The following is a 12,188-nucleotide window of genomic DNA, read 5'->3' on the forward strand; positions in this document are numbered from 1 at the left end:
ATTAGGTGCACAGTTTTGACCTTGCCATGGGGGCAAGGTCAAGTTTTGCACCCGCACGCCGACACCTTGCCATGGGTTCGCGCGGCGCCCTGACCGCCGCGGTTTTTGCCAGCCCCCTTTCTGCAACAGGAGTATCGCCATGCGCTGGTTATCATTATTTTTGCTGCTCGGCGTGTTGCCTTTGGCACCCTCCGCATGGGCCGACGACCCTACCGGCTACAGTGTGCTGATCGTTTCCCGCGAGCGCCTGGAGGTCGGTACACCCTGCGAGATAGGCCTGTACATGCAAAACCAACTGGTCGGCCGGCTGTTCCAGGAGCAATCGATGTCGTTCAACCTACCCCCCGGCCAGCTTTCCGTGCGCCTGCGCACCCTGCCCGGTGCCGCGCCCGGCTGCCAACAGGGCATGGGCGCGCCGGAGGCGACCAACATTACCTTGCGCCCTGGGCAGGTCCAAAAATACCGCATCGCCAACGGGCTGAACGGCTTCTACCTGGCCCCAGCGCAGCTCGGCTACCCCGATTGAGTGCTTGACCTTGCCAACAGGGTAAGGTTGAAGGTATGGGTGTGAAAAGGGAGAACCTTCCATGCCCACCGCTACCCCCCTGGACCTTGCCATCGAAGGCATGACCTGCACCAATTGCGCCGGGCGCATCGAACGCGCCTTGCGCAAGGCCGATGGCGTTACCGACGCCAAGGTTAACTTCGCCAGCGAACGCGCCCGTATCGAGCTGAGCCGGCCAATACCCACCCAAGCGCTGATCGACCTGATCGTTCGCGCGGGCTATAACGCCCACGTACCCCGCGATGCCGCCGCCGAGCAGGCCCAGGCGCAACGCCAGCAGCACCGTGAAGGGCTCGCCGCGCTGCTTGCCCTGGCCCTGGCAGCGCCGCTGGTGCTGCCGATGTTGGCCAAGCCCTTGGGCTGGGCGATGATGTTGCCGGCCTGGTTGCAGTTGCTGTTGGCCGCCCCCGTGCAACTGGTTTTAGGCGCGCGCTTCTACCGCGGCGCCTGGGGCGCGCTACGCGCAGGCACCGGCAATATGGACGTATTGGTTGCGCTAGGCACCAGTGCCGGCTTCGGCCTCAGCCTTTATTTGTGGCTAAGCGCCCCCGGCGGTAGCACACCGCACTTATATTTCGAGGCCAGTGCCGCGGTTATCGCCCTGGTTATGCTCGGCAAATACCTCGAAACCCGTGCCAAACGCCAAACAGCGGGTGCCATTCGCGCACTGCAAGCGCTGCGGCCGGCCCAGGCATTGCGCTGGCAGGGTGGCAAAGAGGTGCCGGTGGCACTGTCAGCGTTGAACATAGGCGACGAGATCCTGGTTCGCCCCGGCGAGCACATTGCCGCCGACGGCACCGTGGTGGAAGGCCATAGTGAAGTGAACGAGGCGTTGATCACGGGCGAGAGCCTACCGGCGGCCAAGCAGCCGGGTAGCCAAGTCAGCGCAGGCGCCATCAACGGCCACGGCCCACTGCGGGTTAAAGTCACCGCGCTGGGTGCGCAGAGCCTGCTGGAGCAGATTATTCGCCTGGTCGAACAGGCACAGGCCGAAAAAGCCCCCATCCAGAAGCTGGTCGACCGCGTCAGCCAAGTGTTCGTACCGGCCATCGTGCTGGTGGCCGTGGCCACGTGGGTGGGGTGGTGGCTGGTGGGCGCGGGTATAACCCTGGCGTGGGTGCATGCCGTGAGCGTGCTGGTGATCGCCTGCCCTTGCGCCCTGGGCTTGGCCACCCCGGCGGCGATCATGGTGGGCACCGGCGTGGCGGCGCGCCACGGTATCCTGGTGAGAAATGCCGAGGCCTTGGAACGCGGCACCCGCATCACGGACGTGGTGTTCGATAAAACCGGCACCCTCACCTTGGGCGAACCGCGGCTGGTGGCCATGGATGCGGCACAGCCCGCGCAGGCACTGGCCATGGCAGGCGCCTTGCAGCAAGGCAGCGAACACCCGCTGAGCAAGGCGGTGCTGGCTGCTTGCCAAGCCCAGGGGTTGAGCCCCAACCGCGCCGAGGCGGTGCAAGCCGTGCCCGGCCAAGGGATTACCGGTACGCTAGCGGGGCAACCGCTGGCCATGGGTAACCGTGCTTTACTGGCCAACCAACAAGTGCCGCCGGGGCCATGGCAAGGCGATGCCGAACAGTGGGATCGCCAGGGGCGTACGGTGTCTTGGCTGATGTGCCTGGCACCGCAGCCGCGAGTATTGGCAGTTCTGGCCTTTGGCGATGAGTTGCGCCCCGGCGCCCAGGCCGCGGTCGCCGCTTTGCATGCACAAGGCATTACCTGCCACCTGCTCACCGGCGACAACCACGGGGCGGCGGACCAGGTTGGCCAAGCCTTGCAATTGCAGCACATCTACGCGCAGGTTCAACCCGCCGACAAAGCCGCGGTCATCAACCGGTTGCGCCAGCATGGCTGCGTGGCCATGGTCGGCGACGGCATCAACGACGCCCCGGCCCTGGCCGCGGCGCACATCGGTATCGCCATGGGCAGCGGCACCGATGTAGCCCTGCAAACCGCCGATATCACGTTGCTGCGCAATGACCCGCGTGCCGTCGTGGATGCACTGGCGCTGTGCCGGGCCACTTATGGCAAGATACGACAAAACCTGTTCTGGGCCTTCATTTACAACCTCGTAGGCATACCGCTGGCTGCCTTTGGCCTGCTCGACCCGATATTTGCCGGGGCCGCGATGGCCCTTTCAAGCCTGAGCGTGGTGGGCAACGCACTGCTACTGGACCGATGGAAGCCCGCGGCGCCCCAAGCACAAGGTATTAGCTGATGAACATCGGCCAGGCCGCCCGCCGCAGCGGGCTCAGCGCGAAGATGATCCGTTATTACGAAAGCATCGGCCTACTTACCCCGGCCCAGCGCAGCGGCAGCGGCTATCGTTTATACGGCGCGGCCGACCTGCATACGTTGGGATTCATTAAACGGGCGCGCGACTTAGGCTTTTCGCTCGACGAGGTAGCCCGGCTACTGGAGCTTTGGCGCGACCGAGGCCGCGCCAGCGCCGACGTCAAGGCGCTGGCCTACGAGCACATCGCCACGCTCAACCTGCGCATCGCCGAATTGGCCAGCCTGCGTGATACCTTGCAGGGCTTGGCCGATCACTGCCAGGGAAACGAGCGCCCCGACTGCCCGATATTGGACGAGTTGCAAGCCGGTTACGAGCATCGCCTGGGGCCCGTAACCCCATAACCGCGCCCTGCCGCCCTGCAAGCCCATACGGCCAATGCACCGCCAGGGCACCCCCACGGCCCGGCCGATGACCTGAACCGTCAATCAGCGCATCCAAGGCGGTATGGGTTCACCCTGTGGCTCATCCTCGGCTGTACGCAGGGCCTGGCGCCGCGCTTCCTCGCGCTTGACCGCGTCGATCTCGTTCATCACGCTGTGTACATCGGCGCTGCGGGTTTCTTCGGCGAACTCGCCGGTCAGCGCCGATTCCGGGGTCAGTTCGCCTGCCTTGAACAGCGCCCACATTTCTGGCGCATAGCGGGTTTCGCGCAGTTCCGGGGCGAACTGGCCGAAGTAACTGGCCATGTTGCCCACATCGCGTTCAAGCATGGTGTAGGCATGGTTATTGGCCACCGCATCCACGGCCTGGGGCAGGTCGATAATCACCGGCCCGTCGGGGCCCAGCAGCACGTTGAACTCCGACAGGTCACCGTGCACCAGGCCGGCGCAGAGCATGCGCACGATCTGGTTGATCAAGAATGCGTGATACTCACGGGCCTGGTCCGGTTCGAGCACTACATCATTAAGCCGCGGTGCAGCATCGCCGTGGCCATCGGCGATCATTTCCATCAGCAACACGCCGTCGAGAAAGTCGTACGGCTTAGGCACTCTTACGCCAGCATTGGCCAAGGTGAACAACGCGGCCACTTCCGCGCTTTGCCAAGCTTGCTCGGTTTCGCGGCGGCCGTATTTACTGCCCTTGGCCATGGCGCGGGCCTGGCGGCTATTGCGTGTGGTGCGCCCTTCCTGGTACTCACTGGCTTGGCGAAAGCTACGCTTGTTCGCCTCCTTGTACACCTTGGCGCAGCGCAACTGCCCACCACAGCGCACGACGTACACCGCCGCCTCTTTACCGCTCATCAACGGGCGCAGCACTTCATCGACCAAACCGTCTTCAATAAGCGGCTCTATGCGTTTTGGCGTTTTCATCGGTCGTTATCTTCAATCCTTGGGTCACCGGACAGGGCGAATACGGGCTTCGCGGCAGCCTGGCCGCATTTATTAAAAGATGCAAACCACCCGCCAACTTCTCGGCAGCATAGCCGTATGGCGCCTCTTTGGCCGTAATGGCCCTTTTGCAAAGCGTTAAAAGGGTACAAAGCGTTAAACGGCTTTCAACGTCGACGCCTGGAACAACTCGCCGGGGGTTTGCCCGAACAGGCGCTTGAACGCGGCAATATACGCAGAGGTTGAGTCATAACCACAGCCCAGCGCTGCTTGGGTCACACTGGCACCGCGCTGCAGCGCGCCGAGCGACGACAATAACCGCATCCGCTGGCGCCAGCCACGAAAACTCAAGCCGGTTTCGCGTTGGAACAGCCGCATCAGGGTTTTCTCCGAGCTGCCCAGGCGCGCGGCCCACTCCCCTAGCCGGGCCGCCGCCTCTGGTTGTTCGATCAGTGCATTACAGATCGCCAGCAGCCGTGGGTGGCGCGGCATCGGCAACGAAAACGCCACTTCCGGCAATGCCGCCAGTTGGTCCAGCAGTACCGCCACCAGCCGCGCCTCGGGGCTGTCGCCCAGCGGGTACTCTACAGGCAACGCGCAAAACCGTTTGATCAATTCGCGGGCCAAGGGTGTGACCTCCAGCACCCGGCAATGCGGTGCTGCCCATGGCACGGCCTCGTGCGCCACATAGAGGCTGCGCATCTCTGCCTGCATCGAAGTGGTCACGGCATGGTCAAGCCCCGCCGGTATCCATACGCCCCACTGGGGTGGCGCGAAAAAACTACCCTGCTCGGTGTGTATGCCCAGCACGCCACTGATGGCATAGGAAAACTGCACCCAGCCATGCCGGTGCGCTGGGGTCCAAGAGCCCGCGCCCAGGCTTTCGGCGCGGGCATAGAGCGGCCGCGGCAAATGCGTCAGCGCCGGGATATGCCTGGGCGGCGCGAGTTGTCCATTAAGCGGCATGAATTGGCCTTGTATCGCAAGACGGATCTGGCCGCTCACGGTATCGTGTGGCCGCTCTTATAGTCACGATTTTTTACATATCGCAGGCTTTCACATGCAATTGCTCAAGCAACTCAAACGCCTGGTAACCGATTGGTTCCTTTGCGGGATGATCCTGGCCACCGTACTGGCGTATTTCTTTCCTCATTTCGGTGCTCGGGGGGGCACCCTGCACGCCGACACCGTGGTGAACATCGGCGTATTCGCGGTGTTCTTTTTGCACGGTGTGAACCTGTCCAGCGAACAAATCCGCCATGGGATGAAAAACTGGAAGCTGCACCTGATGGTGCAGGGCTTCACCTTTATCGTATTCCCGTTGATCTGGGTGGTGGCCAACCAGCTCGTTGGCCAGTACATTCCACCAGCGTTGATGCTCGGCTTCTTTTACCTGTGCGCCCTGCCATCGACCATTTCATCGTCCGTGGCCTTGACTGGCAGCGCCTTCGGCAACGTCCCGGCGGCCATTCTCAATGCCAGCTTGTCCAGCGTGCTGGGGATTTTCATCACCCCGTGGCTGTGCAGCCTTGCGGTGGGCAGCGGCCAGGGCGGCATCGACCTGGGCTCAACTCTGGTGGACCTGTGCAGCATGTTGCTGCTGCCGCTGGTGCTCGGCCAACTGGTGCGACCGTTGTTGGGCAAATGGTTTGCCCGCTACAAGCGCTACACCAGCGTGGTCGACAAGCTGGTGATCCTGCTGTTGGTGTACGCCGCGTTCTGTGACTCGATGATCTCCGGGCTGTGGCAACAACAGGGTGACGGGGTATTGATCACGGCGGTAGTGGGCGTGGCCTTGCTGCTGGCGCTGATCCTCACACTTACTACCCGTACCGCCCGGGCCCTGCGCTTCAACCACGCCGACCATGTGGCGGCGGTATTTTGCGCCACCAAAAAGTCGCTGGCCGCCGGGGCGCCGATGGCCGCGTTGATTTTCCACGGCAACGCTGCGCTGGGGTTGATCCTGCTACCGATCATGATCTACCACCCGCTGCAGTTGATCGTGTGCTCGGTCATGGCCGAAGGGTATTTGCACCACTACAAGGCCCATCAGGCCGCGTTGGCCCAATGAACACAGACAGATAGAACGCCTGGGCCGCCGCGAGGGTCCACAGTCAAATAGGCTGAGCGGCGGAGTGCGTGGCATGAACGACCCCTATCTGAAGTTCGTCAGTTCCGAGTGGGGCCAAAAGCTCACACGGGCCGTGGGGCTGCCGCAGCCCTGGCGCTTGGCGCGGTGGCAGGCTGGGCAAACGCACCCCGTGGACGGCACTTTGCTGCTCGCCGGCGACGCCTTGGCCCTGGCGGCCAGCGCTTATGCCGGCGAGCTTGCTACCGAGGTGCTCAGTTGGCAGGCCGATGCGTTGCCATTGCAGCCCTGGAACCCCGCCAGCGGCCAATTGCTCAAGGCGGTACTGTTCGATGCTTCCGGGATACGCCAGAGCCACGAACTTAAGCGCCTATACGAATGTTTCCAGCCTTTGCTGCGGCATTTGGCGCCCAACGCCCGATTGGTGCTGCTCGGCCGCCCGCCACAAGCCCTTGAAGCGATTGAAGCACAGGTAAGCCAGCGCGCCCTGGAAGGCTTTACCCGCTCACTGGCAAAAGAACTGCGCCAAGGCGCCACCGCCCAGTTGCTCTACGTGGCCGAGCAGGCACAAGTGCACCTAGAAGCCGCCCTGCGGTTTTTCCTATCGGCCAAAAGCGCCTACATCAACGGCCAGGTGCTTTCGCTGCGCGCGAGCACTGGCGCCGCCACGGTCGCCGACTGGCAACGCCCGTTGGCCGGGCGCAAGGCGTTGGTGACCGGCGCTGCGCGCGGCATCGGCGCAGCGATCGCCGAAACCCTGGCCCGCGACGGCGCCTCGGTGGTGTTGGTCGACCTGCCCGCGACCCAGGCTGAGCTCAACGGCCTGGCCTTACGCCTAGGCGGTAGCAGCCTGGCGCTGGATATCACCGCCGCCGACGCCCCGGCGCGGCTGATCGACGCGCTGCCTGAAGGCGTCGACATTCTAGTGCACAACGCCGGCATCACCCGTGACAAAACCGTAGCCAACATGGCCGCTGAGCTTTGGGACCCGGTGATCGCCGTGAACCTCGACGCACCGCGGCTGCTGACAGAGGCGCTGTTCGCTGCCGGTAGCCTGCGCGATGACGGCCGGGTGGTATTACTCAGCTCGGTCAGTGCCATTGGCGGCAACCGCGGGCAGGCCAACTATGCCGCGAGCAAAGCCGGGCTGGTGGGCCTGGCCGAGGCCCTGGCACCTATCCTGGCAGAGCGCGGCATCGGTATTGCCGCGGTGGCGCCGGGCTTTATCGAAACCCACATGACCGAACACATGCCCTTCGCCCTGCGCGAAACCGGCCGGCGCATGAATGTGCTGGGCCAGGCCGGCCAGCCGCAAGACGTCGCGGAAGCCGTCGCTTGGCTAGCGCAGCCGGTAGGCGGTGCGCTTAATGGCCAAGTGCTGCGTGTGTGCGGGCAAAGTTACCTGGGGGCATGACCATGACACATTGGCAAACCTATGATGCTCCACCGGCCATGGCGGGCCTGTATGCCCGCGCCGCGCTGCGCCAGCGTGTCAGCGGCCAGCAACTGCCCGACACTGGCCTGCGCTGCGTGATGGTGATCGACCCGGTGCGCCTTGGCGCCTACCGCAAGGTGTGCGGTTACGACAATACAGGCCTGCTGCCGCCCACATACCCTCACGTGCTGGCGTTTGTCCTGCAGTTGGCGCTGCTCACCGACCCTGGGTTTCCGTTTCCGCTGGTGGGCCTTGTGCAACTGGCAGAGCGCATCCGCGTGCTGCGCCCCCTCGGCGGTGTGGCACGGGCCAGCGTGAGCGTGTACCTGGGCGAACTACAAGCACATGCCGAGGGCGCGGCGTTTTCCTTGGTCACGCAATTGCACGACGCCCTCGGCCTGCTTTGGGAGGGGGAAACCGACTTGCTGTGCCGTAAGGCCCAGCTTCAGGGGCAGTGGGCAGCGCCGCCAGCGCCGGCGGAACTGCCCGCCGGCGAGGTCACCCGCTGGCTGGCCGGCAAAGATATCGGCCGCCAGTACGCCAAGGTAGCCGGTGACTACAACCCCATCCACCTTAGCCTTCCTAGCGCCCGCCTATTCGGTTTCCAGCAGGCCATTGCCCCCGGCATGTGGAGCCTGGCGCGCAGCTTGGCGGCACTGCAACATCATATTCCGGACGCAGGCTTGCAATTCAATACGCAGTTTCTCAGGCCCGTGCCACTGCCCAGCGAGGTGGTACTCAACGCCAGCGCGCCTGGCGAGGATGGGCACTTCTCGCTTACTGGCCGCGACGCCTCCGTGTACCTGGCCGGTGAATGGGCGCCGTTGTGACAGGCGGTGCCCGGTTAATTTCATCCTTTACCGCGGTGTTGAGGGCTTGCGTCGGCAGCGCGGGCCGCCGAAGCTATGGCAGTTATCCACCTAAGCGTACCGCCGATGAACCTCGACGCCCTGACCGCCCGCCTGCACCAGATCCGCGACAACAACGACTGGAAGCGCTTTCACAGCCCAAAGAACCTGGCGATGGCCGCCAGCGTGGAAATGGCCGAGCTGGTAGAAATTTTCCAGTGGCTCAGCGAAGACCAATCACGCGCCCTGGCACCTGAGCAACTGGCCCACGCCGGCCAGGAAATCGGCGACGTGGTGTTGTACTTATTGCTGCTGTGCAGCGAGCTAGGGCTGGACCTGAACACGGTGGTGCAGGCCAAGCTCAGCGACAGCGAAAGGCGCTTTGCCCGATGAGCGATCGCCACTTCGATGAGTTGGCCGTGCGCTTTGCGGAAAAAATCTATGGCGGCGCCAAAGGCGCCATCCGCTTGGCCGTGCTCCAAGCCGACCTGGCGCAAGCGTTACCGGCAAGGCCACTGAAGGTACTCGACATCGGCGCCGGGCTGGGCCATATGGCGCTGTGGTTGGCGCAGCAGGGGCACCAGGTCACCTTGGCGGAGCCGGCCGCGGCCATGCTCAACGGCGCCCGTGAGCGTTTCGCCCAGGCCAACTGCGAAGCCACGTTCGTTCAGGTGCCCTGGCAACACTTCGCCGCACTGGGCCATGGGCCCTTCGACCTAGTGCTGTGCCACGCCGTGCTCGAATGGCTGGCCGAACCGTTCGCTATCTTGCCCGCCCTGCACCGCCTGACCGCGCCCACCGGCTATTTGTCGCTGGCGTTCTACAACCGCGATGCGCTGGTGTACCGCAATTTGCTCAAGGGGCACTTTCGCAAGCTGCGGCAAAACACCTTGGCTGGCGAAAAACAAAGCCTAACCCCTCAGGTGCCCATAGACCCTCGCGCGCTGGAGGCGCAACTCGCCCCGGCGTGGATGGTCGAACAGCGTAGCGGGGTGAGGGTATTCCACGACTACATGCCCGCCGAGTTCCAAACCAAGGTCTCACCTGGGGCATTGGTGGACATGGAACTGGCATACCGCCGCCACCCAGCCTTTTCCGGGCTAGGTCGCTATTTGCACTGGATCTGCCGGCCGTGCCAGGCCGGCCTGGAGTGACCCTATGCGCCGGTTGCTGCCCTACCTGTTATGCCTAAGCCTCGCCGCCTGTGAGAGCCCCAACCCCTATACGGCCAGCTCACTGCCGCTGCCGCCGGCACCGGCGCAACCGGCCCAGGCATACGACCCCAGCGCCTACCCGGCTGCCCCGCGCGATTATGCTCGTTACCGCAGTTGGGCTTGGCTGAATGACCGACCGCCGGCCGGTAGCGCACTGGCCGATTCGGCACAGATGGCCGAGGCGGTGAGCACCGCGCTGGACCAACGCGGTTTGCGCCCGGCCCGCGCCGGCACCCTGGCCGACCTGCGCGTGGCCGCCGACCTGCGCTTGGAAACCCGCCTGCAGCAGGTACAAGACCCTTACTACGGCGGCCCCTATTATGGTGGCCCCTATGGCGGGTATAACTATGCCCCGCCGCCGGTACGCACTTATCAGGTACAGGTGGTGGTCGTTAGCCTGCACCTGTTCGACGGCGCCACCGGCCAGGAAGTCTGGAATACCCAAGCCGAGACTGCCAACCAAGGCAGCGAATCCCAGCGCGCCGATGCCTTGCGCGTGGCCATCGATAAAGCCCTGAGTACCTACCCACCGAGCTGAGCGTATCCCGGAGACCCCACCATGCGCCGCCTGATCACTGCCCTATGCTTGACCGCCCTGTTGGCGGGCTGCCAAACGCCAACGGCCACCGAAGACTTCGATGCCAGCCGGGATTTTGCCGCCTACCGCAGTTGGGCCTGGCAAACCCCGGCCCTGCAATACCGCCCAGACGACCCCAGGGTCAGAAGCGATTTGACCGAGCAACGCATTCGCCAGGCCGTGGCCGAACAACTCGACCAACGCGGCCTGCGCCCCGCACCGGCGGGCGCCAATCCCGACCTGAAAGTGCAGGCCTACCTGATCGTAGAAAACCGCCAACAACAGGTGACTACCAACCCCGGTGGCCCCTGGGGCTACTGGGGTGGGCCATGGGGCGGTACCGGCTGGGCAGAAACCCGGACGCTTGATTACCGCGTGGCCACCTTGCAACTGGACCTGCTCGATGGCCACGATGGCAAACTGGTGTGGCGCGGCAGTACGGAACAAGTAGTCACCGACCATCCCACGCCGGTACAGCGCATGCAAACGATCCAAAAGGGGGTGCAGCGCATTCTGGGGAGCTATCCGCCGCGCTGAACGGCCATCTGGCGCGCGCCGAGCCGTAGGTTCCAAGCAGAATTTATAACGCCGCGGGATACCCTGGGCGCTTGACGATCGCCTAAAAGCGTACTGAGCTTCTTAGGCAGAGCCACTGCCAAGGAATGCCCTGCGCGCCGCGCGCGCCGGGTGCAGTTTCGGTTTGGAAAGGACGGTTCCTCCCGATGCAAAGCCTCGTACTGTTGATTTGGTTCACCCTCTGTGCCGAGCAGGATATCCGCCTGCGCCACGTGGCCGACAGCCTGACCTTGGGCGGCGGGGTGTGCGCGCTGCTTTACCTGTTCACCACCGGGCATACCTGGCTCGGTGCGCTGCCGGCCGAGGGCGCTTGGGCATTGGCGCTGAGCATGGCGCTGACCTTACCGATGCACCTGATGGGCCGCCTCGCCGCGGCCGATGTGAAGCTACTGGGCACCCTGGCGTTGGCCACTGACCGCATGCACCTGCTGGCGACAGTGTGTGGTGCCCTGCTGCTGGTGCTGGCGTGGCTGATGCTCGGCGACCGGGTATGGGCGCAACTGAGCCGCAAGCTCAAGGCGCGCCTGGCATCCCTGACCCCGCTGCAGGGCCAGGCGCCGCCGTTGGGGCCATTTCTGTTGGCAGGTTTTTTAGCAACGTTGCTGTGGCTCCGTTAACGGGGCGCCCAGAGGTTTGCCCAAGCATCGACGCGTTAACGTTATTGCTGGGCAGCCGCCACAGGCATCAGTAAGGTGGCAGCCGACGTGCGAAGCGCCACAGTAGCCCGATACCCTATGCCACCGGCTGCCAACAGGCCTACGCCAGTCGCGCCATTGTTTAACGCGCCATGGGGAACTCGCCCCCCGGCCCCGTGGCCCAACAAGCACTCGCGGCGCCGCCGGTTTCAGATCAGGAAGGCAACATGCATGTAGAAGGTTTTTTCGAATGGCTCGGGCAAGCGTTGGGCTCGGTCATCCGTGTCATCGTCGATGCCCTGACCTGGGTATTCAGTGCGCTGGCCAATGCCGGCGGGAATTTCGTCGAAGGCCTGGCCCGCACCCTGGGCATGGATACGTCGCTGGTCAGTATCATCGCGTTGATCGTCGGGCTGTGTTTACTGTATGCCGCCGTGCGGGCGTTCATGCGTGCCTCGATCATCGCCGGCATCTTGTGGGCGTTACTGGGGCTATGGCTGCTGAGTTGGATCATTCGCTGAGGGGCGCTGTGTAAGGGTGCCGCAGGCGGCGCCCAGCATGGGAAGGAGGCTTTTTAAGCCGTTGGGCTTTACACTGGCGTAGCGTTTCGAAAGCTGGCTGC

14 protein-coding genes are annotated in these 12,188 nt (G+C 64.0%); 12 read left to right on the forward strand and 2 right to left on the reverse strand.

What is annotated here, in order from left to right; genetic code table 11:
• Window positions 1-139 precede the first annotated feature (139 nt).
• From HAQ05_RS22660 to cueR, 3 genes are all read left to right on the forward strand, one after another.
• Window positions 140-526, forward strand: coding sequence for a hypothetical protein (locus HAQ05_RS22660; RefSeq protein WP_190424829.1), 387 nt, complete (start codon window positions 140-142; stop codon window positions 524-526).
• A gap of 61 nt (window positions 527-587) precedes the next feature.
• On the forward strand, window positions 588-2,786 hold the full coding sequence (locus HAQ05_RS22665; protein WP_190424831.1) for a heavy metal translocating P-type ATPase: 2,199 nt from the start codon (window positions 588-590) through the stop codon (window positions 2,784-2,786).
• Complete coding sequence (gene cueR / locus HAQ05_RS22670) at window positions 2,786-3,205, forward strand: Cu(I)-responsive transcriptional regulator (protein WP_190424833.1); 420 nt, start codon at window positions 2,786-2,788, stop codon at window positions 3,203-3,205. Before HAQ05_RS22665 ends, cueR begins: the two co-directional genes overlap by 1 nt.
• Before the next feature lie 84 nt (window positions 3,206-3,289).
• Here cueR and HAQ05_RS22675 read toward each other — a convergent pair whose 3' ends face one another.
• Together HAQ05_RS22675 and HAQ05_RS22680 are read right to left on the reverse strand one after the other, a co-directional pair.
• Window positions 3,290-4,174 carry a PA4780 family RIO1-like protein kinase gene (locus HAQ05_RS22675; protein WP_190424835.1) on the reverse strand — a complete coding sequence of 295 codons (885 nt, stop codon included), beginning with the start codon at window positions 4,172-4,174 and terminating at the stop codon, window positions 3,290-3,292.
• Between the two features lie 174 nt (window positions 4,175-4,348).
• Window positions 4,349-5,158 (reverse strand): AraC family transcriptional regulator, encoded by an 810-nt coding sequence (locus tag HAQ05_RS22680; protein WP_190424838.1) that lies wholly within the window; start codon window positions 5,156-5,158, stop codon window positions 4,349-4,351.
• 94 nt (window positions 5,159-5,252) lie between these two features.
• Between HAQ05_RS22680 and HAQ05_RS22685 the strand changes: the two genes are divergently transcribed.
• From HAQ05_RS22685 to HAQ05_RS22725, 9 genes are all read left to right on the forward strand, one after another.
• The gene (locus HAQ05_RS22685) at window positions 5,253-6,263 is read left to right on the forward strand and encodes a bile acid:sodium symporter family protein (RefSeq protein WP_190424840.1); all 1,011 of its coding nucleotides are present in this window, start codon (window positions 5,253-5,255) and stop codon (window positions 6,261-6,263) included.
• Between the two features lie 73 nt (window positions 6,264-6,336).
• Window positions 6,337-7,695 carry a 3-oxoacyl-ACP reductase gene (locus tag HAQ05_RS22690; protein WP_190424842.1) on the forward strand — a complete coding sequence of 453 codons (1,359 nt, stop codon included), beginning with the start codon at window positions 6,337-6,339 and terminating at the stop codon, window positions 7,693-7,695.
• Window positions 7,692-8,546: a MaoC family dehydratase gene (locus HAQ05_RS22695; RefSeq protein WP_420825793.1), complete on the forward strand. Its 855-nt coding sequence runs from the start codon at window positions 7,692-7,694 to the stop codon at window positions 8,544-8,546. Before HAQ05_RS22690 ends, HAQ05_RS22695 begins: the two co-directional genes overlap by 4 nt.
• A 105-nt stretch (window positions 8,547-8,651) precedes the next feature.
• Window positions 8,652-8,957, forward strand: a complete 306-nt coding sequence (locus tag HAQ05_RS22700; RefSeq protein WP_190424845.1) for a MazG-like family protein — start codon at window positions 8,652-8,654, stop codon at window positions 8,955-8,957.
• Window positions 8,954-9,718 (forward strand): methyltransferase domain-containing protein, encoded by a 765-nt coding sequence (locus HAQ05_RS22705; RefSeq protein ID WP_190424847.1) that lies wholly within the window; start codon window positions 8,954-8,956, stop codon window positions 9,716-9,718. Before HAQ05_RS22700 ends, HAQ05_RS22705 begins: the two co-directional genes overlap by 4 nt.
• A gap of 4 nt (window positions 9,719-9,722) precedes the next feature.
• Complete coding sequence (locus tag HAQ05_RS22710; RefSeq protein ID WP_190424849.1) at window positions 9,723-10,316, forward strand: DUF4136 domain-containing protein; 594 nt, start codon at window positions 9,723-9,725, stop codon at window positions 10,314-10,316.
• Window positions 10,317-10,337: 21 nt separating this feature from the next.
• On the forward strand, window positions 10,338-10,892 hold the full coding sequence (locus HAQ05_RS22715; protein ID WP_190424851.1) for a DUF4136 domain-containing protein: 555 nt from the start codon (window positions 10,338-10,340) through the stop codon (window positions 10,890-10,892).
• Window positions 10,893-11,077: 185 nt separating this feature from the next.
• Complete coding sequence (locus HAQ05_RS22720; protein ID WP_190424853.1) at window positions 11,078-11,548, forward strand: A24 family peptidase; 471 nt, start codon at window positions 11,078-11,080, stop codon at window positions 11,546-11,548.
• 245 nt (window positions 11,549-11,793) lie between these two features.
• A complete protein-coding gene (locus tag HAQ05_RS22725; protein WP_190424855.1) occupies window positions 11,794-12,087 on the forward strand; it encodes a hypothetical protein in 294 nt (97 codons plus the stop codon).
• Window positions 12,088-12,188: the final 101 nt, after the last annotated feature.

Origin of the sequence: Pseudomonas typographi, from assembly GCF_014694385.1 — a bacterium.
Taxonomy (GTDB): Bacteria; Pseudomonadota; Gammaproteobacteria; order Pseudomonadales; family Pseudomonadaceae; genus Aquipseudomonas; species Aquipseudomonas typographi.

Excerpts from the sequence above, each read along its gene's own strand:
- HAQ05_RS22725 (WP_190424855.1), top strand. The coding sequence starts at position 11,794 with ATGCATGTAGAAGGTTTTTTCGAATGGCTCGGGCAAGCGTTGGGCTCG.
- HAQ05_RS22695 (WP_420825793.1), top strand. The coding sequence starts at position 7,692 with ATGACCATGACACATTGGCAAACCTATGATGCTCCACCGGCCATGGCG.
- cueR (WP_190424833.1), top strand. The coding sequence starts at position 2,786 with ATGAACATCGGCCAGGCCGCCCGCCGCAGCGGGCTCAGCGCGAAGATG.
- HAQ05_RS22700 (WP_190424845.1), top strand. The coding sequence starts at position 8,652 with ATGAACCTCGACGCCCTGACCGCCCGCCTGCACCAGATCCGCGACAAC.
- HAQ05_RS22685 (WP_190424840.1), top strand. The coding sequence starts at position 5,253 with ATGCAATTGCTCAAGCAACTCAAACGCCTGGTAACCGATTGGTTCCTT.
- HAQ05_RS22680 (WP_190424838.1), bottom strand. The coding sequence starts at position 5,158 with ATGCCGCTTAATGGACAACTCGCGCCGCCCAGGCATATCCCGGCGCTG.
- HAQ05_RS22660 (WP_190424829.1), top strand. The coding sequence starts at position 140 with ATGCGCTGGTTATCATTATTTTTGCTGCTCGGCGTGTTGCCTTTGGCA.
- HAQ05_RS22720 (WP_190424853.1), top strand. The coding sequence starts at position 11,078 with ATGCAAAGCCTCGTACTGTTGATTTGGTTCACCCTCTGTGCCGAGCAG.
- HAQ05_RS22710 (WP_190424849.1), top strand. The coding sequence starts at position 9,723 with ATGCGCCGGTTGCTGCCCTACCTGTTATGCCTAAGCCTCGCCGCCTGT.
- HAQ05_RS22690 (WP_190424842.1), top strand. The coding sequence starts at position 6,337 with ATGAACGACCCCTATCTGAAGTTCGTCAGTTCCGAGTGGGGCCAAAAG.
- HAQ05_RS22665 (WP_190424831.1), top strand. The coding sequence starts at position 588 with ATGCCCACCGCTACCCCCCTGGACCTTGCCATCGAAGGCATGACCTGC.
- HAQ05_RS22705 (WP_190424847.1), top strand. The coding sequence starts at position 8,954 with ATGAGCGATCGCCACTTCGATGAGTTGGCCGTGCGCTTTGCGGAAAAA.
- HAQ05_RS22675 (WP_190424835.1), bottom strand. The coding sequence starts at position 4,174 with ATGAAAACGCCAAAACGCATAGAGCCGCTTATTGAAGACGGTTTGGTC.
- HAQ05_RS22715 (WP_190424851.1), top strand. The coding sequence starts at position 10,338 with ATGCGCCGCCTGATCACTGCCCTATGCTTGACCGCCCTGTTGGCGGGC.